At 38.0% G+C, this 25,239-nt stretch carries 23 protein-coding genes; 6 read left to right on the top strand and 17 right to left on the bottom strand.

Annotated elements, in window-relative coordinates:
* Positions 1 to 30: 30 nt before the first annotated feature.
* The 4 genes from RCG22_RS24990 to RCG22_RS24975 form a co-directional block, all read right to left on the bottom strand.
* Positions 31 to 516, bottom strand: coding sequence for a nitroreductase family protein (locus RCG22_RS24990; protein WP_308105114.1), 486 nt, complete (start codon positions 514 to 516; stop codon positions 31 to 33).
* A gap of 78 nt (positions 517 to 594) precedes the next feature.
* A complete protein-coding gene (locus tag RCG22_RS24985) occupies positions 595 to 1,278 on the bottom strand; it encodes a M50 family metallopeptidase (protein ID WP_308105113.1) in 684 nt (227 codons plus the stop codon).
* Positions 1,279 to 1,429: 151 nt separating this feature from the next.
* On the bottom strand, positions 1,430 to 2,815 hold the full coding sequence (locus RCG22_RS24980; protein ID WP_308105112.1) for a HAMP domain-containing sensor histidine kinase: 1,386 nt from the start codon (positions 2,813 to 2,815) through the stop codon (positions 1,430 to 1,432).
* Positions 2,812 to 3,489 (bottom strand): response regulator transcription factor, encoded by a 678-nt coding sequence (locus RCG22_RS24975; protein ID WP_308105111.1) that lies wholly within the window; start codon positions 3,487 to 3,489, stop codon positions 2,812 to 2,814. The genes RCG22_RS24980 and RCG22_RS24975 overlap by 4 nt, the downstream gene beginning before the upstream one ends.
* Positions 3,490 to 3,656: 167 nt before the next feature.
* Between RCG22_RS24975 and RCG22_RS24970 the strand changes: the two genes are divergently transcribed.
* Together RCG22_RS24970 and RCG22_RS24965 are read left to right on the top strand one after the other, a co-directional pair.
* Positions 3,657 to 4,781 carry an ABC transporter ATP-binding protein gene (locus tag RCG22_RS24970; protein ID WP_308105110.1) on the top strand — a complete coding sequence of 375 codons (1,125 nt, stop codon included), beginning with the start codon at positions 3,657 to 3,659 and terminating at the stop codon, positions 4,779 to 4,781.
* Complete coding sequence (locus RCG22_RS24965; protein WP_308105109.1) at positions 4,781 to 6,337, top strand: ABC transporter permease/substrate-binding protein; 1,557 nt, start codon at positions 4,781 to 4,783, stop codon at positions 6,335 to 6,337. The genes RCG22_RS24970 and RCG22_RS24965 overlap by 1 nt, the downstream gene beginning before the upstream one ends.
* Positions 6,338 to 6,401: 64 nt before the next feature.
* Here RCG22_RS24965 and RCG22_RS24960 read toward each other — a convergent pair whose 3' ends face one another.
* Positions 6,402 to 7,019 carry a GntR family transcriptional regulator gene (locus tag RCG22_RS24960; RefSeq protein ID WP_308105108.1) on the bottom strand — a complete coding sequence of 206 codons (618 nt, stop codon included), beginning with the start codon at positions 7,017 to 7,019 and terminating at the stop codon, positions 6,402 to 6,404.
* 187 nt (positions 7,020 to 7,206) lie between these two features.
* Between RCG22_RS24960 and RCG22_RS24955 the strand changes: the two genes are divergently transcribed.
* Both RCG22_RS24955 and RCG22_RS24950 read left to right on the top strand, forming a co-directional pair.
* Complete coding sequence (locus tag RCG22_RS24955) at positions 7,207 to 7,773, top strand: DUF2238 domain-containing protein (RefSeq protein ID WP_308105107.1); 567 nt, start codon at positions 7,207 to 7,209, stop codon at positions 7,771 to 7,773.
* Between the two features lie 14 nt (positions 7,774 to 7,787).
* On the top strand, positions 7,788 to 8,369 hold the full coding sequence (locus RCG22_RS24950) for a DUF2238 domain-containing protein (RefSeq protein WP_308105106.1): 582 nt from the start codon (positions 7,788 to 7,790) through the stop codon (positions 8,367 to 8,369).
* Between the two features lie 34 nt (positions 8,370 to 8,403).
* Here RCG22_RS24950 and RCG22_RS24945 read toward each other — a convergent pair whose 3' ends face one another.
* From RCG22_RS24945 to RCG22_RS24900, 10 genes are all read right to left on the bottom strand, one after another.
* Positions 8,404 to 9,765 (bottom strand): aspartate kinase, encoded by a 1,362-nt coding sequence (locus RCG22_RS24945; protein ID WP_308105105.1) that lies wholly within the window; start codon positions 9,763 to 9,765, stop codon positions 8,404 to 8,406.
* A gap of 156 nt (positions 9,766 to 9,921) precedes the next feature.
* Entirely contained in the window at positions 9,922 to 10,536 is a 615-nt protein-coding gene (locus RCG22_RS24940; RefSeq protein ID WP_308107250.1) for an NUDIX hydrolase, read from the bottom strand.
* A gap of 112 nt (positions 10,537 to 10,648) precedes the next feature.
* Complete coding sequence (locus tag RCG22_RS24935; RefSeq protein WP_308107249.1) at positions 10,649 to 11,812, bottom strand: homogentisate 1,2-dioxygenase; 1,164 nt, start codon at positions 11,810 to 11,812, stop codon at positions 10,649 to 10,651.
* Between the two features lie 4 nt (positions 11,813 to 11,816).
* Complete coding sequence (locus tag RCG22_RS24930) at positions 11,817 to 12,746, bottom strand: fumarylacetoacetate hydrolase family protein (protein ID WP_308105104.1); 930 nt, start codon at positions 12,744 to 12,746, stop codon at positions 11,817 to 11,819.
* Positions 12,747 to 12,751: 5 nt separating this feature from the next.
* Positions 12,752 to 13,372 (bottom strand): flavin reductase family protein, encoded by a 621-nt coding sequence (locus tag RCG22_RS24925; RefSeq protein ID WP_308105103.1) that lies wholly within the window; start codon positions 13,370 to 13,372, stop codon positions 12,752 to 12,754.
* Positions 13,373 to 13,478: 106 nt separating this feature from the next.
* The gene (hppD, locus tag RCG22_RS24920) at positions 13,479 to 14,594 is read right to left on the bottom strand and encodes a 4-hydroxyphenylpyruvate dioxygenase (protein ID WP_308105102.1); all 1,116 of its coding nucleotides are present in this window, start codon (positions 14,592 to 14,594) and stop codon (positions 13,479 to 13,481) included.
* Between the two features lie 251 nt (positions 14,595 to 14,845).
* A complete protein-coding gene (locus RCG22_RS24915; RefSeq protein WP_308105101.1) occupies positions 14,846 to 15,640 on the bottom strand; it encodes an ABC transporter ATP-binding protein in 795 nt (264 codons plus the stop codon).
* On the bottom strand, positions 15,615 to 16,646 hold the full coding sequence (locus RCG22_RS24910) for an ABC transporter permease (RefSeq protein WP_308105100.1): 1,032 nt from the start codon (positions 16,644 to 16,646) through the stop codon (positions 15,615 to 15,617). Before RCG22_RS24910 ends, RCG22_RS24915 begins: the two co-directional genes overlap by 26 nt.
* Positions 16,647 to 16,768: 122 nt before the next feature.
* Positions 16,769 to 17,764 (bottom strand): ABC transporter substrate-binding protein, encoded by a 996-nt coding sequence (locus tag RCG22_RS24905; protein WP_308105099.1) that lies wholly within the window; start codon positions 17,762 to 17,764, stop codon positions 16,769 to 16,771.
* A gap of 245 nt (positions 17,765 to 18,009) precedes the next feature.
* On the bottom strand, positions 18,010 to 18,138 hold the full coding sequence (locus RCG22_RS24900; RefSeq protein ID WP_278251549.1) for a hypothetical protein: 129 nt from the start codon (positions 18,136 to 18,138) through the stop codon (positions 18,010 to 18,012).
* A 243-nt stretch (positions 18,139 to 18,381) separates the two neighbouring features.
* On the opposite strand from RCG22_RS24900, the gene RCG22_RS24895 reads away from it, so the two are divergent.
* Together RCG22_RS24895 and RCG22_RS24890 are read left to right on the top strand one after the other, a co-directional pair.
* Positions 18,382 to 18,918 (top strand): cupredoxin domain-containing protein, encoded by a 537-nt coding sequence (locus RCG22_RS24895; RefSeq protein ID WP_098262017.1) that lies wholly within the window; start codon positions 18,382 to 18,384, stop codon positions 18,916 to 18,918.
* A gap of 1 nt (position 18,919) precedes the next feature.
* A complete protein-coding gene (locus RCG22_RS24890) occupies positions 18,920 to 20,386 on the top strand; it encodes a cbb3-type cytochrome c oxidase subunit I (protein ID WP_308105098.1) in 1,467 nt (488 codons plus the stop codon).
* Positions 20,387 to 20,427: 41 nt separating this feature from the next.
* On the opposite strand, the gene RCG22_RS24885 is transcribed toward RCG22_RS24890, so the two are convergent.
* Positions 20,428 to 21,609: a cation:proton antiporter gene (locus RCG22_RS24885; protein WP_308105097.1), complete on the bottom strand. Its 1,182-nt coding sequence runs from the start codon at positions 21,607 to 21,609 to the stop codon at positions 20,428 to 20,430.
* A gap of 212 nt (positions 21,610 to 21,821) precedes the next feature.
* Positions 21,822 to 25,229 carry a DUF4956 domain-containing protein gene (locus tag RCG22_RS24880; RefSeq protein WP_308105096.1) on the bottom strand — a complete coding sequence of 1,136 codons (3,408 nt, stop codon included), beginning with the start codon at positions 25,227 to 25,229 and terminating at the stop codon, positions 21,822 to 21,824.
* Positions 25,230 to 25,239: the final 10 nt, after the last annotated feature.

Below are 25,239 nucleotides of genomic sequence, written 5' to 3'. Positions count from 1 at the left end.
CCTCATTCGGTTGGCTCTTCTCTGATTTAATTATGGCAAATTACTGATTTTATTCTTAATCGGTGTTCGTGGTTTTGGCTCCGGGATTACATCAGGGTAGCCTACTCCCAATACGCCAATTATATTATAGTCATCTGGAACTTGAAGGATCCCTCTGTTTTTGGGTGTAATGCCAATCGATGACCAAAAGGTTCCCACTCCCTCTGCCCATGCAGCTAAATTGAAATTTTGGATAAAGCAGGCAGTAGCCATTGCATTTTCCTCTGTTTCTACAGATGTTGCCCCATGTTTTGATAAAATCATCAAAACAATGGGTGCGTTTCCGAAATTTGTTTTATGGTTGAGCTTTTCTCTTGTTTCGGCACCAATAAAATAAATCTCCCATGGTTCGGTCATGCGGTGATTGGGTGCCATTGCCGCGGCCTCTAACCATGAAAGAAGTGAATTTTGGTCAATTTCTTCCGGCTTAAATTTCTTTATGTTTCTTCGCGTTTTAATCGCATCTAATGTATTCATTTACATATGCCCCCATCTGTATTAGCTGTTTATTGTAATATCATATGCAAAAAACATTAACTTTGTATAACAGCAGAGTTAACTTCCAAGTTTATAATACCCTCTTTTTAAGCCGTTATAGCAGAACCATAGTGCTTGAACAAAAAAGAAAATCCCCCAAATCGGAGCTGGAATAATCCCTGTAAGTTGTGCAAGATTCGCTGCGTCCCCTGCTGATTGGGGCTGAAATAAACTAATAAACAATATTTCATAAGCACTTTGAACGGAATCCACCAATAAAATAGAGGCGATTAAAAGTAATAAGTTATCTCTAAACTCCTGACTCCCTTTAATCAGTAATAAAAGAAATACAACAGCAAATGAGCACAGCCAAAACAACCCGTAAGGATTCCTTACCCAAAAAATAAGATTCAAAGCAATAAAACCTAGCAATATATCAATTAACAGATTCTGCTTTTTCTTACCAATTAACAAAAATGACAAAAAGGCCATAAAGGAAGCAAACGTGTATCCTCCTAAGCTAGTTAAAAAACTACCAATCCAAGTGGACTGATTACTATACGTAGCCCCTTCGGAATTCATAAATAAAGATATTCTTTCTACATTCCCGCCAAAAAGAGCAATCAACGCATGTCCGGATTCATGGATAAGGGTATTAATAACTTTGACATAGTTCCCAAGCAAAGGTACATGTATCAACAAAAAAGCAAGGATGAGGAAAAGGAAAAATTTCGCACTGAATTTGTCTCGAACAAAGCTCAAAATAGATTCCCCTCTTTAATAAAAATTTAGTACCTACCATCATTTTAACATTTTTTGTTAGTACAATTGCAAATATCTAGGCTGCAAGTCAGTTCAAAAAAGCTGGCAATCATACAGATTGTCAGCTTTTTTAAGCGGATTGAACATTCCTTTATATTTTAGGAAGGACCACTTTAAAAGTTGTTCCTTGTCCTTTTTGACTTGTTACCTCAATTTCCCCCCGGTGCATATCAACAATTGATTGAACGATCGATAAGCCCAAACCCGTCCCCTCAACTGATCGTGCTCTTGAGGCATCAGCCCGGTAAAAACGGTCAAATATTCGGTCCCTTTCTTCTTGGTCCAAACCAACGCCATTATCTTTCATCACCACTTTGATTTGCAAATCAGAATCAAATAATTCAATATCAATTTCCCCATTTTCACGATTATATTTAATTGCATTCGTCAAGAGGTTTTCCCAAACCGAATATAGTAAAGCCGGATCCCCTTTAACCGAAGCATCCGGTAGGGAATAACTCATCATGATTCCTTTATCAAGGATACTCCATTGGTATTGATGAATGACACTTTTCAACTGCCCAGTGATATCTACCATACTAATTTCCATTAAATCCTTTTTGCTTTCAATGGTGGAAAGAAGTAAGAGCTGTTTGGTCATATTGGATAGTCGGTTTACTTCAGATTGTACCACTTGAATATACTGTTGTTTTTTTTGCTGGCTGCTGCTATTATTTTCCAATAGATTCAGGTATCCTTTTATATTGGTTAACGGTGATTGAATATCATGAGTAATATTTGAAATTAAATCTTTCCGCAGGATATCTACTTTTGCTAATTTTTTGGCCATTGTCGAAAAGCTGACAGCTAAATGACCGAGTTCGTCTTTTCTATCAATATCAAGCTTGATTGAAAAATTGCCTTCTGCGATTTCTTTCGTTGCATTATTAAGCTTTTTAATCGGTTTAACTAAATACTTTGTACTAATTAATACCAATAGAATGCTTAACAAAATTGAAATGACTAGCAGCCAGCCGAAAAGAATATGCATTTCATTAAACATGAGCTTAATATCGGGCCGGATAAACAAAGCATATTTTTTGTTTTTGTATTCAAAGGGAACGCCAATCGAATTTGTTAATTCATTTGCAAAAAATCCTGTTACAAACGTTTTGTGCGGAAACCGGCGCACACCATGATAGACTTCACCCCGCAATACTTTTTCGGGAATTGCTTCAGGCAATGCCTTCTTTCTGAAAGGTGAGCCAAAATATTGCTTGTCACCTTCTTCGCTGACCACAAGAATTTGGTAACCAATCGCACCAATGTGTTTAAAGTAATCCTGCAGGCTGATCAAGGGGTGTTTACTTGCGAAATCCGCTACCTCAGATGCGAAATAACTAATCTTTTCGTCATTTTGCTGTTTCAATTTCATTTGGTAGAAGGCATTGGAGAGCAAAAATGAAATAATTCCGCTGAAAATCATAATCATTATGGTTATGAAAGCAAATTTACTATATAAAGATTTCATTTTCATTTTTGTAATACCTCCAGGGAATAGCCTACCCCTCTGATGGTTTTGATGGCAAAATCCTCGGCAATGTTCGTGAACCGTTCCCGTAATCGTTTCACATGAACATCCACCGTTCGTTCATCTCCTTCAAAATCCAGTCCCCAGATTTTTTCGATGAGGTGACCACGGCTAAATACTTGGTTTGGATGTGTTGCCAAAAAGGATAACAATTCAAATTCTTTTAAAGGAAGCATGAAGGTCTTGTTGGCGATTTTCACCTCATAGCTTTTTTTATTTATATATAAAGAGCCTAAATTAACATTAGCTTCGCTTGTTTTTACGTATCTTCTTAATAAGGCATTGACTCTGAAAATTAATTCTTTTGGTTCGAAAGGTTTAATTAGATAATCATCCGTTCCTGATTCATATCCTTTTTCTTTATCCTCAATCTGGCTTTTTGCTGTTAAAAGGATAATCGGAATATCATACGATTTACGAATTTCAGTGGTTAAGCGGTACCCATCCATGACAGGCATCATGATATCCACAATCGCTAAATCGCAAAACTCCTTCGTTAAAATCTCAAGTGCCACCGCCCCATTTCCTGCAGCGATGACTATGTAACCTTCCTTCATCAATAAGCCTTTTACGATATGACGAATATACTCATCATCATCAACAACTAAAATAGTTTTCATCCCAACACCTGCTTTTTTTACTTTTGTCTCACTATATTCTACTCAAAGCCCAGTGATATGAAAAGAATGAACATAAAATCAAGAGGATTCGACAAACTAACAACTTATGTGTTACCATTAAGTTGTTGCATTGGTGCATTAGATAATTTTTTTAAGGAGGAATGGATTTGATAGAGTTTAAAGACATTGTAAAGAAATACCGAACAAAAACCATTATTAAGCCCTTTTCACTTGAAATCGAGGCTGGTCAGTTGGTCGTTTTTATCGGACCCAGCGGCTGTGGGAAAACTACTTTACTGAAAATGATTAATAAATTGATTCAGCCATCATCAGGAAAAATTTTTGTTAATGGGACAGATATCTCGACGATGAATCCAATTGAATTGCGGAGAAATATTGGGTATGTCATTCAAAACACAGGATTATTTCCACATATGTCCATCAAGGAAAATTTAGAATTGATTCCAAAGCTTAAGGGTGAAGATCCTGCTTCAATTGCCCAAAAAACGGGCGAATTGTTAGAGTTAGTCGGATTAGATCCAAAGGAATTTTTACATCGATATCCTAGGGAATTAAGTGGCGGGCAGCAGCAAAGAATAGGCGTCGCAAGGGCTTTCTCAACCAACTCCGATATCATTTTAATGGATGAACCATTTAGCGCATTAGATCCTGTCACAAGAAGCTCCCTTCAAGATGAACTCTTCCAAATGCAAAAGGAATTAAACAAGACGATTATATTCGTCACTCATGATATGGATGAAGCTATTAAAATAGCTGATAAGATTTGTATTTTAAAAGACGGGGATATTCTCCAATATGATACACCTGAAAACATTCTTAAAAATCCTGCCAATGACTTTGTTGAAGAATTTATTGGGAAAAGAAGGGTTTGGAATAATCCAGAATTATTAATGTCAGAGGATATTATGATTCCGAATCCAGTTAAGATTACATCCAGACGTACCGTTCTTCAAGCGATTGAAATCATGAAAGATACTAAGGTTGACAGCCTGATGGTCACAGATAAAAATAATGTCCTTAAAGGTTTGGTGACATTAAAAAGTATTCAATTATTAAATCGAACGACCTCGATTGAAATGATTATGGAACACAATGTTCTCTCCGTTTCACAGGAAGCAAATTTAATTTCAGTGTTGGCTACCATGAATGAACATAAAATCGGTTATGTACCTGTTGTGAATAGTCATAATCAATTAATCGGTCTCATTACGAGGAGTAGTATTCTATCAGCATTAAGCAGCCAACTAATCGATTTGGAGGTGGCCTTTTAATGAATGGATTTTGGAACTATTTAACCACAAATTATGAGCAGATTTTTAGTTTACTTGGCCAGCATCTGTACTTAAGCGTAATTTCTGTCTTTGTAGCGATTATTATTGGGATTCCACTCGGAATCTTAATCTCGAGAGAGCAAAAACTCGCAAAACCAATCATTGGAACCACAAATGTGATTCAAGCAATACCTAGTTTGGCACTACTTGGCTTTCTCATACCATTCGTTGGAATCGGCAGTACCCCTGCGATTATTATGGTCGTTCTTTATTCGCTCCTTCCCATCGTTAAAAACACTTACACAGGTCTAACGAATATTGATGGAGATATTCTGGAAGCCGCCAGAGGAATCGGTCTGACCAAGAGTCAAACGATGAGAAAGGTTCAGTTACCACTAGCCTTCCCGATGATTATGGCGGGTATCAGAATTTCAGCGGTAACCGCTGTTGGACTAATGACAATTGCCGCCTTTATCGGTGCAGGCGGACTTGGGTACCTTGTATTCTCAGGTGTGCAGACGGTAGATAATTATATGATTTTGGCCGGAGCGATTCCAGCTTGTATTCTTGCACTGCTGATTGATTTTATTGTTGGGAAACTCGAATCCACACTTTCTTATACAAGCAAAAAAACTTCAGCAAAAAAGACTGGTAAAACTACTAAAAAGCTTATGATTAGTTTTGCTTCTATTGTGATCATCATAGCCAGTGCTTTTACTGTATATTCAAAAGTTAAAGCAGAGGATAAAATTGTAATTGGTTCAAAAAACTTTAGTGAACAATTGATATTAGGAAATATGCTTGCAGATTTAATAGAAAATAAGACTGATATTCAAGTAGAAAGAAAACTAAATCTTGGCGGCAGTCAGGTTGCCTTCGGTGCCCTTAAAAATGGGGACATTGATATGTATGTTGAATATACGGGGACAGGATTAGTTAATATTTTAAATCAGCCTCCACAAAGTGATCCAGACGCGGTCTACGATATAGTCCAAAAGGAGTTCAAGCAAAAATATGGTTTTGATTTATTAAAACCACTTGGATTTAATAACACGTATGCCTTAGCCGTTCGTCAAGATACCGCAAAAAAATATGGTCTAAAGACGATTTCTGATTTAGCTAAGATCAGCAGCGGATTGACCATGGGGCCAACGATTGAATTTCCAAATCGTGAGGATGGATTAATTGGACTTTCAAAAACGTATAATATGAGTTTTAAAGAAGTGAAAGCTATTGACGGCGGGTTGCGCTATACCGCATTAGACAACCATAAGAGTGATGTCATCGATGCCTTTTCTACTGACGGGTTACTCGAAGCATTCCACTTAAAGGTATTAGAGGATGATAAAAACTTCTTCCCTCCATACTATGCCGTGCCGATGATAAAAGAGGAAACATTAAAGGAACATCCGGAATTAAAAAAAGTTATTAACTCTTTATCAGGTAAGTTAACGGATGAAAAAATGAGAAAGCTCAACTATCAGGTCGACAGTCTTAAACAGTCACCTGCAAAAGTGGCAAAAGAATTTTTAGAAACAGAAGGATTATTAAAATAATGTTGTAAAGGAAATGGCCGGTTTGCAATTAAACCGGCTTTTTCATATATTATTCTTACTAAATTTACTCTTCCAAAAAGTGAATCACTCTGTCATATGTTTCCTCTGCACCAATAATAAGGAGAATATCCCCCTCAAGTATTAACGCATAGGGTCCCGGAGAGATAATTAATTCACCGTTGCGTTTCATGCCAATAACAGTTCCGCCTGTATTTTGCCAAAACTTCAAATCTGAAATGGTTTTTCCAATATGATTACAGCCCGAAAACACTTCTATTTCAATGGGAGCAAGTGGATTCGTGTGCCGAAGCTTGCCCGAGTAGTCCATGATTTTTCTCAGGGTTTCAAAGAGCTGTTCATCCAGCTTGTCCCTTTCGGTAATTAGTGAGTTCATTTGCTTCTCAAGATCTTTGATGCTCGCAAGATTCGAAAACCGTTGAATATATTTATACGCATTTTCACGGGATGCAATAACGATTCCACTACCTTTAGTAGATTCAACAATCTCCACATCCTCCAAAATCTTTATGGCTCTCCGAACTGTTTCAGGAGAAACCTTATATTCACTTGCTAACGTCGATCGGCCGTGAATCTTCTCTCCTACCTTAAATTTCCCATCGTATATTCGATTTGCTAAATCGATTGCAATCCGCTCGTAAGTCGGTATTTGTGCTTTTTGCATAACTTCCTCCACCGCAATCTTTATATCAGACTATTCCTTCATAATTATTAGTTTTACCTTTTCAATATACTCTTTTGTATGTGTCTATGCGAGCATAAATATTTCTTTCAATACAAAATAACGTATGTGATTCCATTTATTTTTATTGGACATAATTGTAAAGAACCATGATTAATGAGGTGAGTAATTGAGACGGAAAATCCTTATCATCCTAGGTAGTATCTTTGTTTTATTTATGATGATATTATTTATTTTTTTCCTTGTTAAAGGGGAATCCTCCAAATGGCAAGTAGCCCTTGGCGGCTTTTTTGTATGTGGCTTACCCGTTTTGTTAATTTTTAAGAAAAATATTCCATTTAACCTTCCGACCATTATTGGTTATTATCTATTTATCTTTTGTTCCACCTATTTAGGTTCAATTGGGGATTTTTATCTTAAATATAAATGGTGGGATTCGACCATTCATTTTTATAAAGGCATCTATATGGCTTGTTTTGGAATAACGGTATATAAATTAATAATTCCTGAACAAGTGAGATTCGGTACCTCTAGATGGTTCCTTTCACTATTTGTTCTTTCACTGTCCGTCCTTGCAAGTGTGCTTTGGGAAATCTATGAGTTTGTAGGTGATAAAACTTTCACACATATCATGCAGCTAGGGGGAAATAAAGATACGATGTATGACTTATTGTGCGGCGTTTCAGGTGGACTGATAATTGCTATTTACGCCTATTTTAGAAAAGAAAAAGTTTAAAGAGGTGAAAATGGATGAATCGAAAGCTGGTCATCATTTTAAGTTTCATTTATGTCCTTTTCATGGCTGTTTTATGTGTCTACTACTATTCGAAGGATGCAACTTTTGAAGGTTCCGTTGCGATTGGCGGAATTGTTTGCGGTGCTATCCCATTATTATTGGCACTATTCACCAAAATGCAATTTAATTTACCTATTGTGATTTCTTATTTAATATTTTTAGTTGGCTCGCAATATTTAGGATCTATCCTGGGCTGGTATGGTCTTGGTTGGTGGGACACTTTCATGCATTTGGTCAGTGGAGCCATTCTCGCTTTTTCTGGAATTGCTTTATATGAACGTTTAATCCACCGAAATGCAGGGGATAAGATATCGCCGTGGTTTGTGTTTTTATTTACTCTATCCTTTGCAGCACTCGGCGGTGTCTTATGGGAAATTTACGAATTTAGCTCAGACCAATTTTTCAATATGACCTTGCAAGGCGGCGGAAACAAAGATACGATGACCGATTTGATTGCTGATACGATTGGCGGGCTAATTATTGCAATCAGGGCAGGAATTAGAACAAAGATTAAGTTAAAAAAGAGTGCGTCATAATTAAATTGACGCACCCTTTTCTTAGCACTCCAGTTTAAACTGTTACAGCCACAAAAAATTCCTCATAAAGAGCTTGAACCGCTCTTTTTTCATCCACTTCTTTAACCCCAAACATCATGCTCACTTCCGACGAACCTTGGTTTATCATCTCAATATTAATACGAGCTTGTGCCAAGGCTTTGGAGGCTTTTGCCATTGTGCCCACATTATGACGCATACCCTCGCCTACAACCATGATGAGCGCTAGACTATGTTCAAATTTCACTAGATCCGCATGTAATTCAGATTCAATTCGTTCTTTTATTGCCTTCTCCGTTTCAGCACTCATTTGATTTTCACGGAGGATCACAGAAACATCATCAATTCCGGATGGTGTATGTTCATAGGATAGTCCGAAGTCTTCTAAGATACTTAAAAGCTTCCGTCCAAAACCTATCTCTCTATTCATTAAGTATTTGCTTACATAGATACTGCAAAAACCTTGATCACTGGCAATACCGATCACTGGACCATTCGTATTATCCCGCTCATAAACAATCCTTGTGCCAGGTGCAGTTGGATTATTTGTATTTTTAATGTGAACAGGTATGCCTGCTCGAAATGCCGGAACGAGTGCTTCGTCATGCAACACAGTAAATCCTGCATAGGAAAGCTCGCGCATTTCCCTGTAGGTCAGTTCCTTTATTTCCTTAGGCTTCTTTACGATCGAAGGGTTCACGGAATAAACAGCATCTACATCGGTAAAGTTTTCATAAAGGTCAGCTTTTAAAGCATTTGCAAGGATTGAACCAGTAATATCGGACCCGCTTCGTGAAAAAGTGAATACCTCTCCTTGTTTACTATAGCCGAAAAATCCAGGGAAAATTAAAATCCCGGATCGCTCGTGAAGCGTATATAACTGATCATACGCTTCCGGTAAAACCTGGGCATTGCCCGGCTCATCACTGACAAGAAGACCCGCTTCTTTTGGATCCACATAATAAGCTTCAACACCCTGCACCTGGAAATAGGCTGCTACCAATTTGGCATTATTGTCCTCTCCACTTGCTTTTAACAAATCAAGAAAGCGTTCAGGCTCAGATTTATCGCTGCTCAATCTCTTTGTTAAATCGTCATGAATTTCGTTTATAATCTCTCGAGGCAATGCTAGTTCGTCTGCGATATAGGAATATCTCTCGATGACGGCCTCAAATTTTTCTTTTGGATCTTTGTTTTGCAGGCAGAGCACTCCACATTCAATTAATAAATCTGTTACTTTGTTATCATCAGCAAACCTTTTTCCGGGAGCTGATACCACAACTACCTTCCGCTCAGAATCTGAGACAACAATCTTAAATACTTTCTCCAGTTGTTTTCCGGATGCTAACGAGGACCCGCCAAACTTTACGACCTTCATCCCTACATCTCCCTAATATCTAAAAATATAATTTTAATTTTAACTGTATTCAGAAAATAATCAAGTTTTTTCTTCCCAGGGAATACATTTGTGTGCACGGTGTGGACATACCTTCAAAAAACAATGGAGTTCGTTTTCTATTGTCTCTGATTAACACTAACGAATCACTTCAATAAAATGGGAAAGTATCTTAGCTGTTAATCCCCAAATCACTTTTCCCTGATAGTGGTAGAAATATTCTTCAATTCCCCGTGTCCGCCAGTTATAATTTTCTCCACCGACAATTAAGTCAAAGGGAAAATTCTCATCCGGTTCTGCCCTAAATTCAATGTTATAAATCTCAGGTTTATTATGAATAAAAAAAGATAATGGTACAGTAAAAATCTCCCCGACTTCAGATGGATTGGGAACAATCTTTTGGGGGCTATTAATGTAGCCAACAAAAGGATAGATAATCATTCCAAAGGGTGAAATCATATAATCCAGCGGGTTGACATTTGAAATTTGCTCTTTGTTAATTCCTAGTTCCTCCACCGTTTCTCGGATCGCTGCATCTTTTTCATCCATATCCTGTTCATCAATTCTCCCACCAGGAAAACAAATCTCTCCTGGCTGTCTCCTTAATTCAAGCGAACGAACCTCAAACAAGACGTGAATACCATCCTCTTTTTTTAGGAGTGGCAACATCACAGCGTATTTTGAAAATTTCTCACTCCCAAGAATTTTAGGAGTATGACTTTTTAATTTAGTAACTATTGTTTCTAGCTCCATGATTTCACCTCGATTCATTTACAAATTTTCCTTATTACTACCATACCACTTTTTACCTTTGATTGAAAAAACAATCCAACAAGTTATCTGTTGGATTGTCCCCAAAAAATCATTATTCCTTTTTTTCATACCAAGAATACATATAATTAACATCTTCTATTGCTTGTGCGGATTTTACAATTTTTAGAGGATGAAAGGTGTCAATCATAACGGCCAGTTCAAGCGTTTCCTTTTTTCCAATACTTGCTTCCGTTTTACCTGGATGCGGGCCATGCGGAATTCCACTTGGATGAAGTGTGATGGAACCCTCCCGCACCCCTTTCCGACTCATGAAATTGCCTTTCACATAATAGAGGAGCTCGTCGCTATTCACATTGCTATGATAATATGGTGCAGGAATTGATTCGGGATGATAGTCATACAGCCTTGGGACAAATGAACACACGACAAAATTATTACCCTCAAAAGTTTGATGAACCGGTGGCGGCTGGTGGACTCTTCCTGTAATTGGTTCGAAATCTTCTATGTTAAAGGCCCAAGGATATAAATACCCATCCCAGCCGACGACATCTAATGGATGATGACCCAAGATATGCGAGGTAACCATACCTCGTGATTTGGTTAACACCTCGTATTCACCTATTTCATCAAAAGTTACCAAAGCTTCAGGTCCACGTAGGTCTCTTTCACAAAACGGACTATGCTCCAAAAGCTGACCATATTCATTGCGGTACTGCCTCGGTGTCGTAATTTGGCTGAACGACTCCACAAACAGCATTTTCGTCTCTTCATTTTCGTTTGGAATTAGCCGATAAATGGTTCCTATCGGAATGATCAAGTAATCACCAGGCCTGTAGGAAAGTGTCCCGAACATTGTTTCTAATTTTCCGGAGCCGTAGTGGATATAGAGCATTTCATCGCCGTCACCATTCCGATAAAAGCTATTCATCGGTATCGTTACACTGGCTGTTCCAATTAATAAATCCTGATTCCCCAATATATACTCCCTGGCCTCCAGGGCATCTCCTTTAGCGGGAATATTACTTGTAAAAAAGTGGCGATGCTTGAGCGGCTGCTGCTCTTCATATAAAGGCATATAATTGCCTACTATTTCTGTCTTCACCACTTCTGTCGGCATAAATTGGTGGTATAAGATCGACTGGGTTCCCGAGAATCCGCGTGTCCCCATCACCTGTTCTCTGTAAAGGCTTCCTTCAGCCTTTTTGAACATTGTATGCCGTTTATGCGGTATCTTCCCCATTTGACGGTAGAACATCATTTCACCTCTCTTCAGCGCTTATCACATTCACCAACACACCCAATTGATTAATCTCTAATTCTACTTGATCACCTGGCATCAGCCAGCGGTGTACCTTTTCCCCAAGTTCAAGGATACATCCTGTTCCAACTGTTCCGGAACCAATCATCTCTCCCGGATACAAAGTAACTCCTTCTGAAGCCCTCTCAATCATCTCAGCAAAAGAATAATAGAGATCTTTCATATTCCCCTCAGAAAGAAGAACCCCATTGACGCGAGCTTTCATCGAAAGATCAAAACCCTTCCCCAATTTAAATGGTTCTATCTCATCTTTTGTGACGATCCACGGTCCAATGGATGTCGAGAAATCCTTCCCCTTAGCGGGTCCCAGTCCAACCTTCATTTCCTTCCTTTGCAGATCTCGTGCGCTCCAATCATTCAATATACAATAGCCAAAAATATACTCATCCGCTTTATCAGCAGAGATATCTCTACCTTCTTTGCCAATGATGCAAGCCATCTCCAGTTCATAATCAAGCCAATTACACGTTGCAGGCTTGGTAATTTCTTCTCCAGGTCCCTTAATGGAAAGATGATTGGAAAAATAAAAGACAGGGAATTCGTACCATTCAGCTATCATTTCAAGACCCCTATTTTCTCTTGCGGTCCTCACATGCTGCTCAAATGCATAGAAATCACGGAAGCTCTTGGGCAAAGGGAGTGGTGCCAGCAATCGAAGTTCATTCAATGGGTAAACCCCGCTATGTTCCTTTGTGAATGGGGGAAAATTAGCTATTTTTCCTAAATAAGCATCACCATTTTCTAAAAAAGCTAATAGATTTTTTGGCAGCATCCCACCTGATGCTTCATACATATCTACGGCATGGTGTTGGTCAAGTAACCAACCTCCTCTGATTGTCCCATCCTTTTTTTCAAACGTTACAAATTTCACGGCATTCACTCTTTCTTCGTTTGACGATTCATTTCAAACATTTTTGCTAATGGGTCCGTAAAGATATTACCTGCCATTCGACCGATAGGATTAAGCTTGGCTGAATCGATTCGCCCTTTATCAAAAAGTTCATCATTTACATGGACATGTACTACTTTTCCGATTACCAGGCTCCCGGCACCAGGGGTATCACCAAAATGTAATACTTGCTCCAGTACACATTCTAAATGGACAAGCGACTCCTTGATACGTGGCACACTCACCTTTATACTTGGTTCTTTCGTTAAACCCACTTCTGCTATTTCATCAATTTCCGCACTGAATTCAATCGCACAGTCATTCATTTGCTCGGCCATGCTGTTACTTACAATATTAATAACAAATTGACCTATGCTTTCTATATTTACAAGTGTATCTTTTTTGGCTCCATCGGTTCCTCTTCTCATCGGTGAAAAACAGATCAGCATCGGGTCTGCACATATGGCCGTAAAAAAACTAAACGGTGCAGCATTCGCAGTCCCTTTTGCGTCGATGCTTGAGACAAAGGCAATGGGACGTGGAAGGATGGAACCGACTAATAATTTATAGGCCTCTCTCCATTCCAGTGTTTCCGGTGAGATTTCCATAACCTTTTCACCTCCGTTTCGTTACATTTTCAAAAAAAGGGAGAACTATATCTCTCCCTTTTTCCGAAAACGATCAATACTTTCGCTCTTTTAAATCTTGCTATATTTATAGATTCCCACGTCTCTCCTGTTCCCGTTCTATTGACTCAAATAAAGCCTTAAAGTTTCCTTCACCAAAACCACGTGCCCCTTTTCGTTGAATAATTTCCACAAATAATGTGGGTCGGTCTACAATTGGTTTGGTGAAAATTTGCAATAAATAGCCTTCATCATCGCGGTCTACTAAAATATTAAGTTCGCGAAGCTTTTCAATTTCTTCATCAATTTTGCCGATGCGTTCTCCTAAGGAATCATAATATGCTGCTGGAGTATTCAGAAATTCTACCCCATTTTGTTTTAAAATTGCGACAGTAGCTACAATATCTTCCGTTAATATCGCCAGATGCTGGACACCAGGACCATTATAGAATTCTAGATATTCCTGAATTTGTGATTTTCGTTTCCCCACTGCCGGTTCATTAATCGGAAATTTAATCCGTCCTCCATTGTGCATAACTTTTGACATAAGAGCTGAATATTCCGTCGTGATGTCCTTGTCAGAGAAATGTTTCATCTCTTTAAAGCCCATTACCTTAGCGTAATATTCGACCCACTCCTCCATCCTCTCCACGTTTCCAACTATATGGTCTATCCCAATTAAGCCGGCATCTTTAACAGGAAGTGATGCGGAATATGGAATAAACCCCGGCAAAAATACACCATTATAATTTTTCCGTTCTATTAACGTATGGATGGTGTCACCATATGTACCAAGAACGGCTTTTTTAACCAAACCTGTTTCGTCCTTCATTTCAAACGGGGCGTCAATGGCAATAGCCCCTCTTTTCACTGCCTCTTCAAACGCTTTCTCGACATCATCGACTAACAGGGCTATATCCTTCACCCCGTCTCCGTGTTTCTTTACAAATTGGGCTACAGCACTTTCTTCACCATAAGAACCTGTAAGGACGAGACGAATATTCCGTTGCTTCAAGCAATAGGAGGCGGTTTCACGATTACCAGTTTCAAGACCTGAATAGGCGACAGGCTGAAATCCAAAGGCAGTACAAAAAAAGTGACAGGCCTGCTTGGCATTGCCTGTATAAATCTCAATATAATCCACATCTCGGACAGGAAAAAAATCATCAGCTAGTTGGTCCTTCCTTACTCGATCTTCTTTCATCTAGAACCCCCCATTATTTAAAGAAATAATATTCTGAATTAATTCTAAATGAATGAATCTTGTCCTTTCAAGGATGGGATGTAAAGCAATAACGCATTTTTGTACTAAAGGAATCTTGCAAACATGTGAATTATTTCCCTAAAAAGCAAAAAGAAACTTACCCATAGCAGGAAGTTTCTACTGTAATGATATTGGAAATACTTTTTTATTAACGTAATTCTAAAAAGACCAATTAAAAAAATTTTTTTACATTAGGAAAGAATGGCACGATCACTTGCCATTTGGACACCACGAATCCTTTTAAACTCCATTAATAACCCTTCAATGGTTAGCTGATTCTTATTTTCTTCATTGACCTCTAATATAATTTGACCCTTATCCATCATGATTAATCGGTTACCTAAATCAATTGCTTGCTGCATGTTATGTGTAACCATTAAGGTAGTTAGTTTGTATTTGTCAACAATTTCTCTCGTTAAGTTCGTTATTAATTCCGCTCTTGATGGATCAAGCGCTGCTGTATGTTCATCAAGGAGGAGGATGGAAGGCTCTGTAAAGGTAGCCATTAGTAGGGATAAAGCCTGACGCTCTCCGCCAGATAACAAACCTACCTTTGCACTTAGGCGGTTTTCGAGGCCAAGATGCAGCGATTCTAATACCTCACGAAAATATTCACGGCGCTTTTTTGTTACTCCTTGCCGAAGCGTCCTCATTTTGTTCCGGGAATAGGCCATCGCAAGATTTTCTTCAATTGTCATACTAGGTGCCGTACCTGCCATTGGATCCTGAAATACTCGTCCAATCATTTTTGAACGGTTAAACTCTGACCTATTGGTGACATTTTTTCCACCAATTAATACTTCCCCTACATCAGGGATTAGAACACCCGATATAATATTCATCAATGTTGATTTCCCTGCTCCATTACTGCCGATAACCGTTACAAAATCCCCTGGCTGAAGGGTTAGGTTCACATGATCAATCGCAATTTTTTCATCAGGTGTCCCTTCATTAAAGATCTTATGAATTTGATTTAATTGTAACATGTTGGTCCCCCTTCCCTTGGCCAGATGTTTGCATCACGGTTGTTCTTTCTAACCGTCTGCGGGCTTTCCGCTTTCTCTCTTTGGAACCTTCAATGATTTTTGGCGTTGTAAGAGCAAGAATAACAATAAGAGCAGTAATCAGCTTCATATCACCTGGGTCCAAGAAATCAACACGTAAAGCTAACGTAACAACAATTCGATAAATAATCGAACCGCCTATAACCGCAAACGTGGTTCTGGCGATTGTTTTTGTACCAAATAAGGCTTCACCGATAATAACGGAGGCTAGCCCAATCACAATCATTCCAATCCCCATACCCACATCTGCAAATCCACCTTGTTGGGCAATTAGGGCACCAGAGAAAGCTACAAGCGCATTGGAAAGACCTAAGCCAAGCACAACCAGAAGGTTGGTATTAGCAGAAAGGCTGCGAATCATCCGTTTATTATCTCCCGTAGCCCTGACTGCAAGACCTATTTCAGTCTTTAAAAACAAATCGGTAAGGAATTTAATGACGAAAGTTACCACAATCATAAAAATAAGAATTCCCCATGTTTCCGGCAGGCTGTCACCGAGACCGGCCTTGGTGAGAATATTATTGAAAAATGAATCAATCCCTGTTTTTTCAAAAAAACCACTAATCTTCGTAAAAGCTGTATCTGTATTCAATAAGGGGATATTTGAGCGCCCCATGATACGAAGATTGATTGAATATAATGCAATCATCATTAAAATACCGGAAAGTAGATTATTAATCTTTCCAAAGGTGTGAAGAAGCCCTGTCATACATCCTGCAGCAAAACCGGCAAATAAAGCAATAATTGTTGCCAAAAATGGATTCGTTCCTCCTGCTATCAACACTGCTGAAATCGCAGCACCCGTGACGAAACTCCCATCTACCGTTAAATCTGGAAAATCCAGAATACGGAAGGATAGATAGACGCCCAAAGCCATAATCGCATAGATAATACCTGCTTCAAATGATCCAAATATAGCTGTAAACATTGAGATCATCCTTTCTTTAAATCATTAAGCCTGCGTCTAAGATGCAAAAACCTATATCAAGCTTATGTATGGTTCATAGAGTGAGCCTTCACTTGAAGGCTCACTCTATGAATAATAATATTTTATTCTGCTAAAAATTCACCTAAGCTTTTCCAAGCATCATTAACTGTTAAGCCTTGAGCTTCAGCAGCCTTTTTATTAATCACAAGTTTGAGGCTGTTAGGCAGCTCTACCGGAATTTCGGATGCTTTCTTCTTCCCGCTTAAAATGTCAGCCGCCATTACACCAGATTGATAGCCAAGATCGAAATAGTTAAATCCGCTGGCTGCAACTGCACCTTTTTTCAAGGAATCAAGTTCACCAACGAAAAGTGGAATCTTCTTGCTGTTGGCAACAGCAATTACTGAATCAAGAGCTGTAACAACAGTATTGTCAGTTGGAATGTAAATCGCATCAACACGTCCAACTAATGATTCTGCAGCCTGCTTCACTTCAGCTGTAGTAGAAACAGATACTTCGACAAGCTTAGCACCCTTCTCTTCTGCTATTTTTTTCACTTCTTTTACCTGTACAACAGAATTTTGTTCACCGGAGTTATAGATAACCCCAATTTTTTTTGCTTTCACTTCGTCCGTGATAAAGCTAATTGTTTTTTTCGTTGCTTCCGGATGATTATCGGTTGTACCCGTAATGTTTTTACCCGGTTTATCAAATGATTCTACTAATCCGGCTCCCACAGGGTCTGTTACCGATGTGAAGATAATCGGAATATCCTTGGTAGCATTTAATGCAGCAGTCGCACTTGGAGTAGCATTAGCAAAGATTAGGTCCACTTTATCACCGACAAAATTATTGGCAATGGTTTGTGTGTTGTTCATATCTGCCTGTGCATTTTGTTCATCGTAGCTGACCTTAATTCCTTTATCCTTTAAGGCTTTTTTAAAGCCCTCTGTTGCAGCATCTAGCGATGGGTGTGGTGCAAATTGAGTAATTCCAACTTTAAACTCCTTATCAGCTCCCGCTTGTTCAGAGCCACCTGCTTTTTCTTTACTTCCGCAGCCTGCAAGCAGCATCATTCCTGCTAAGGCAACTGACAATACTTTACCCTTGTTCTTCATCTTGCTTAATCCCCCTTAATATCAAAATACCAATTTTCTAAAAATTTAATATATTAGAAATTATTCTAGTATTTTTTTGAAGGAAAAGCAATAGATTTGCTGAAAATATTTTTTTGCTTTAAAGCGGCATAATCCTATCAACTTTATTTACATTATTCAGTTGCCTTTTATTGTTCTAAAAACAACAAAAAATGCCTTCTTTTATATAGAAGGCATTTTTTGAAACTATTAGTTCAATATTATTTTTACCAATCACGTGTATTTTCAAGTAAGATGTCTATTTCAACTTTCTTCACTTTATTGTTGTTTTTCTCAGATGTTAGATTTGACGTTGCTTCCAGTAATTTGTCGATATCAATGATCATGGTTCCCATTTCTAACCTCCTGAATTTAGTCTTTTTATTGCTTTGAAAGATTATTCGACTAATCCGTCCTATTAATGGGGGTACTTTTTCGAATACCAAAAAAATATGAAAATGACTAGTACTTAATTACATAGTAAAGGTATGATATTATTCACTATTTTTTCATAAAAAGGTGTTTACAATGGTATAGGAAATCAAACTAGCGGTTGGGGGACTTCTGGTTTGATTATATTTACTATGGGAGGGTTTATTATGTACCAATCTATTGCGTGGTACGCTACATTATTTTTCGTTTTCCTGATCGCACTAGCATTTTCGTTTGTGTACGGAGAATCGAGAAAACTAAAAGAGTATGGACCTATTCAAGAAAAAGGCTACAAAATTCGTAAGTTTTATTTTCTAGGTTTACTTGCCATTATGGGATTCGCATCAGCTATCTCATTAAGCAAACTTCCATACCATGACCAGCATGCACAAGCAAAAGGAAATGTAAAAGTGGTTGATGTTACCGGGATACAATTTGCATGGGAATTAAGTGATGAAAACTTTATCGCGGGGGAACCTATCCAATTTCGTGTCACGAGTAAGGATGTAACACATGGATTTGGTCTGTATGATGAAAAACTTCATCTTATCGCACAAACACAGGCTATGCCAAACTATACCAATAAGCTTTCAATAACATTTAACAAACCAGGAACTTATAAAATTATGTGTTTAGAATATTGCAGCACAGGTCACCATGTCATGATTAAAGACATCATCGTAAAGCCGAAAGGGGGTAAATAATATGGAAAGTAATGCTCGAAACTCGATAAAAAAAGGTGTTGCTCTATCTTTAGTTGTAACCTCCGTTGTTCTTGTGTTAATGATGATTTTCGGAGTAATCATGTTATTAAATCAAGGAAACGTTATCCAAATTTCTGCGCAATTGTTTTATAAGGTTATGACGATCCATGGAACAGGTATGATTGGAATTGCTGCTTTGGGCGGTAGTGCTATCATGTGGTATTATCTATCAAAATATATACATTTGAATCCAAAGGTTTTCTTTACCAATCTAATTCTATCCTTGATAGGAGTGGTGATGATTCTCACCGCTATATTTGGCTTTAATTTTTCAGATGGCTGGACCTTCCTTTATCCACTTCCGTCTGCTTCCGCAAAAATAAATGGCTCAACAGGTGCCTTATTATTTTTATTTGGGCTGTTATTATTAGGTGTAGGCTATTTGGTCATGTATTTTTATTTAGCTGCAAGACTGATCAAGGAATATGGGGGTCTAGGTAAATCACTAGGCTGGGATTATATTTTTAGAGGCAAAAAAGGCTATGGACCACCCGCTGCAGTCGTTGCAACAACGATGGTTATCATCGCTAATTCCACTGGAATCTTAGCTGGTGCTACAGCCATAGTGGAATCAATTATTAATATATTAAATCCTAGTTTCACCTTCGATCCAATGGTTGCGAAGCATTTAACCTATGCATTTGGTCATATTTTTGCCAATTGCACCATTTATATGGCAGTCATCGCTGTCTATGAGGTTCTCTCTGAATATACCGGGCGTCCATGGAAATCGAATAAAGCGTTTTTGATTGCCTGGAATTTTTCCACCTTGTTTACATTAATGATTTACACACACCACTTATTGATGGACTTTGCTGTGCCGAGATGGATGTTAATTATTGGACAAATATTTTCTTATGCTAATGGTTTACCAGTAATGGTTGTAACAGCTTATGGCGCTTTAATGATTGTTTTCCGCTCAGCAGTCAAATGGGATTTCGCATCAAGTATGATGTTTCTAGCCATGTTCGGTTGGGTTGCAGGTGCGGTACCGGCCATTATTGATGCCACAATCGTGGTGAACCATGTGATGCATAATACCAAATGGGTGCCGGGTCACTTCCACACGTATATGGGCATGGGCGTTGTTGCAATGATTTTTGGTTTTATGTACTATTTTAATAAAACTGAAGGAACTCAAAAGCAATCCGGACTGGATAACGGGGCAATTTTCACCTATTTTGTTTTCTTCTCTGGTTTAGCAGGTTCGTTCCTCTATGCCGGTAAGATCAGCACGCCACGTCGCTGGGCTGAACATTTACCAGAGTGGACTGGTTCTGACCAAGTAGGTGCTGTTTGTGGAGTTTTTATCATCATTTCAGCGATTATTTTTACAACAAGATTTATAATTGGCTTAAAAAATGTTGGTAAGCAAAATGAAGCGAAAACATTAAAATCCGTTTCATGATCCTTAAAAAAATCCAGCCGTTGGTTTGGCTGGATTTTTGTTTATCTAGATTCCAATTTTACTGAATACTGGGTTTTCAGTTCTGTTCGTTTATCTCCTTCGTTGAAAAAAAACTTCATCATTGGCGGTGTAACGATGGTTGTAATTAGTACGACTACTACCAAAACAGCAAATAATTCCTGACTAATTAAGTTTGTCTCCAAACCAATCGTCGCAATAATTAAGGCCACCTCTCCGCGCGAAACCATTGCAGCACCAATTCCAAGTGAATTCTTCCATGAAAAATGAGCAATTTTTGCTCCTAGTGCAGCTCCGATTAACTTTGTTAAAATGGCTAGGATACTAAAACCAATAATTAACCCGAAATTTTTTGAGATTCCGTCGAAGCTTACTGCTACACCAATCGAGGTAAAAAAAACTGGTACAAAAAAGGAATAGCTAATCGTTTCCACTTTCGTAAATATTTTCCCCTTATAAATTGTTTGATTAATAGCTACCCCGGCAATGTACGACCCAATAATAGCCGCTACACCCGTTATTTCAGCAACATAGGCAAACAGGAAGCAAATGATTAATGCACCCGTGACAAGTGACTCAGTGACCTTTAACGGTGCAAATTTCTTTAATACCCAAGGAACTACCTTCCAAGCTACTAAAATAGCACCCGTGAAAAAGAGTCCCTTTTTCACAATCATCATGCTTAAATTTACTTCTCCGCCGGCCATACTCATTAAAAAGGCCAATGCGACGATGACAAGGACATCATCAATAACCGCTGCACCTAAAATTGTGGTCCCTTCTTTCGATTGCAGCTTATCTAACTCTTTTAGTGCTTGAACGGAAATACTAACACTTGTTGCCGAAAGTAATAACCCTAAAAATAATGCTTGGATAGTTGTCATATTTATCAAAATTCCAGCTACGTAGCCCAACCCTAAAGGTACAATGATTCCACTGATTCCGACCAAGGTGGACGCTTTCCAGCTCCGTCTAAATTCATTCAAATCAGTTTCCATACCGGCAATAAACATCAACAAGATAACGCCAATATGGCTTAAATCAGCTAAGGTTCTCGTATCTGAAACGAGCCCTAACACGGCTGGTCCGATAATAACCCCTATTAACAACTTCCCTAGAACCGAGGGCTGACCCAATTTAACACAAAGATCCCCTGCTATCTTAGAGGCAAATAAAATAATGCCTAATTCAAAAATTAATTCCATCCAATCACCTTTCCTTAGTCAAAAATTAAAAGGGTCTGCTTTTTTTATAAACAGACCCTTTTTGAGAGAAAACAAAAAGAGCCTGTCGACCACGGGACATAGATATCCCTTGGTGACAGGCTCCTCCAAATTCAGTAAGTTATTTAATTAATTCTATTATAACAAACCTTATGGTAATATTCAACAATATTATCGCAATCAGCCTTTTCTCCTTAATCCCACTTTTTTATCTTATCTATTACCATTACCTTCAAACGGGTGATAAATGTCGATTCACCTTTATTCATTTTTTGCTTATTCCATTCATTAAAGCTTGCCACTGTTATCAAGATAAGACCTGCAATTAATAAATAGAACCACCACGGCATATTCCCCCAGTAGGGTCTAGTTTGCAGGAACACATTTAATAATAATACCCCTGCACCAACAAAGAAGTAGGACTTTATTTGCAGGAACATGCCTGAAAGCAGCGACAACAAGGAGAGTGTTCCTAAAATAAGCGCATCATAAATCGTATGGCTCGCTAAACCATCCTGGATTAATAATAGCGATACAATGATTAGGATTCCCCATTGAACAGCATTCGTGATAGCCGAATATCGCCCCTTTAAACAACGTCGGATAAAAATGATTAGAATAATAAACGGAAGAACAATCACTTCCCGTTCCCATAGGGACGGGATACTAAGCTTTGCTATTATAGAATAGTATGGTTGTAATAAATAGGCTCCGCCAAGTATTGTCAATAGGACAGAGAACTTTTCAGGTACTCTTTTTCTTTGTATCAAAAGTAAAACGGCAATCAAAACACCTGGCAGTGCATGATTCCAGATGGATTGAATATCGAAACTGTACATAAGGACGAAAAATAAGAATGAAACAAACGTATAGCCGTCTATTTTTGACTGGTGAATTTTCGGTCCATATACCACGAGCTTTTTGTAAATGAATGGTCCGATCATTGCTAGAACTACTCCAAATCCTCCAGACATGAGCATTTTATCAAGTTCATTTAATTCACTAAAATATGTGTATTCAACCGTTGCGATAAATGCTAAGAATAAGGGAACGACCCCCAGAATCCCCCATTTAATCTTATGTAAATAAATTAGTAAACCCATAATATAGGCAAGTGTTACCAGATAAGGTAGCAAATCAAATGGATAGGTCATAGCAGTAAACAAAATGCCAATCATTGAAAATGGGACTAAATAATAGGCTGTCCGTTTCTTAAATTCATCCTTTGCGATGAGCGCAAAAAGAAGAATAAAACTACTTGTGATTGGAAACTCATAATTTCCAAAGTATTGATTAATTAACTGTTCTAATCCAGTAGAAACAATAAAGAATATGGAAGTAAAACTGCCAAAAAGGAAAACTTTGATTTTCCATTCTAACATAGTCAACTTTGTGCTAAATGCATAAACAAACACCGCTACAATAAAGCTGTAACCTGAGTCTGAATGAAATGCAAACCATGTATACAAGAGTGCTAATGGATAAATACAGTGCCCTACCCAACCAAACGCAAGTGATAAACTCAAGTCATTTTTCCGAATAAGGAATGCGACAATTAGTATTATGACTGCACTCGTAGAAGCGATAAATGAATGAACTGTTTGATCAAAAGAAATTTTCATCATAACCGCATGGATAATTGAAAAATACGAAAGCAAAGCTGAAATACTTACTAAAAATGGGACCCACTTCGTACCAATTTTTTTATACAAGTAATAATACATACAGATTCCAACGAGCAAAACAAGCGGTTGAACCCATAATACATGAATCGGACTTAACAATGCATAGAAAATAGCAAATGAATAAAAAGCCTGTGAGGTATATAAAGAATTCTTAGCCAATTCCTTTTCCCCAGCTTTTTTCCAAACAAAACTCGATAATAAAACCAAGATTGCAGCAAAAGCAAAATTAATAGTATATCCATATAAATTAAGGTACACGGGGAAATTAGTGTTAACTTCTTCTCCAAAAGCTACGATAGAAAAACCAAGAAAACTAGGAATTACCCATAAAGCCGCTTCCTTTAAGATCATTCTTGTTTCATTCTTATACAGCAGAAAAGCAGCAACGACAAAAAGAAATAATATGACTCCTAGTTCCCACCATAATAGCAACGGCAAGGCAGTCATCATCGCAAGCACGATAATGGACATGCCCACATCTCTGGAAGGGATCTGTAGGATCCTTACATACGTTGAAAGGCGTAAGATGCCTAACACACTAAATAGGATAAAACCTGTGATTGACAACTGAAGCGAAAAATTGACTGTATCGAATGGCTGACTCAATAAGGCAACCGTTTCATAAATTCCAGACGCTGCAAAAAACGCGCTTAAATAAGGAAATAACATTCTTGAGCCGTTATGGGACAAATAAATAAAGTTACCTGCAATGATAAAATAGGCAAGCATGAGCACAATCGAAGGATTACCTGCACGCAGAAGGATTCCTTCAAGACTAATATAAATAAATGCCAAACCTGAAATTACCGCACTTGTATATTGGAAGGCCTTATTTAATGTAAACTGATCATTCAAAGCCTTTGGAACAAAAACCATCCCAAATCCGATTAAAGCATAAACAATCGCCCCAAAATAATCGAGGAAGCTATGTTCAATCAATTGGTAGGCTCCATACACAATCATGATACTAAAAATGAAATGGTATTCTTTTCGCCCGCTCACATACATCATCGATAAATAAATAATCGCTGTTAATAGCAGATTGAAACTATATAAGACCTGGTTATCGTATAAAAACAGCATCATAAGTGTACAAAGAACAAGATTAACTTGGACGTACGGAATAAATTCAGTCGTAAATAATTTAAACGATTCTTTATGCTTAACCTGATGATATACAATAATAAAAATCGCATTAAAAACCATCATTCCCAGGTAAAAGAGATCAATCTTCAGATGAAAGTTCGCTAACAAAAAGGCGGTTCCTAGTGATATTGAGACATAAGTAAACCAAACAAATAATCTCGAACCCAAGTTTTTTGCGAATAGATAGTAAACCATGATTGGCAACAAAGTCCCCAGCATTCCGAGAAGATACCGCCCCTCCCCATCTATTGATAAATAAGGACCTAAGAGTCCAAACCATCCGAGTGATAGGATAAAAATAGGCAAAAACAAACTTCCAAGGACAGTAAAGGCAAAGGCAGTCTTTTCAATTTTCAATACCTTTCTTGTTAAAAAAGCAGTACCATAAAATAATAAGGCAACAACTGCAATAGATCCACTTTTCATGAAGCTAGTCATCGATTCCCAATTACTTGTAGCAACAAACAAACCACCGATTAATAAGAAAATAACACCAATATTTAATAACCAAGTAATATACCGTTCACGAATTTCTTCCGGGTTTAACTTCTTTTTCACCTTTTGCAGTTTCTGCGGGGCAGCTGCCGTACTAGGCACATTTATTTCATTGGATGGAGGTTCTGTCTCCATTTTTAACAAATCCAAATAATACTGATGATGTGCTTCTGCCACCGTATCGACAATTGCCTCTGAAAGATAGCCCTCCTCTCGTAATGAATATAACTCTTTTCTAAAGTTTTTTCTCCGCTCTTCATTTTGATTCGAATCCATAAAATCTTCC

Source organism: Neobacillus nitrireducens, from assembly GCF_030915405.1.
Taxonomy (GTDB): Bacteria; Bacillota; Bacilli; order Bacillales; family Cytobacillaceae; genus Neobacillus.
Note: the sequence above shows the minus strand (reverse complement) of the source record. Positions and strands in the feature narration are given on the sequence as shown.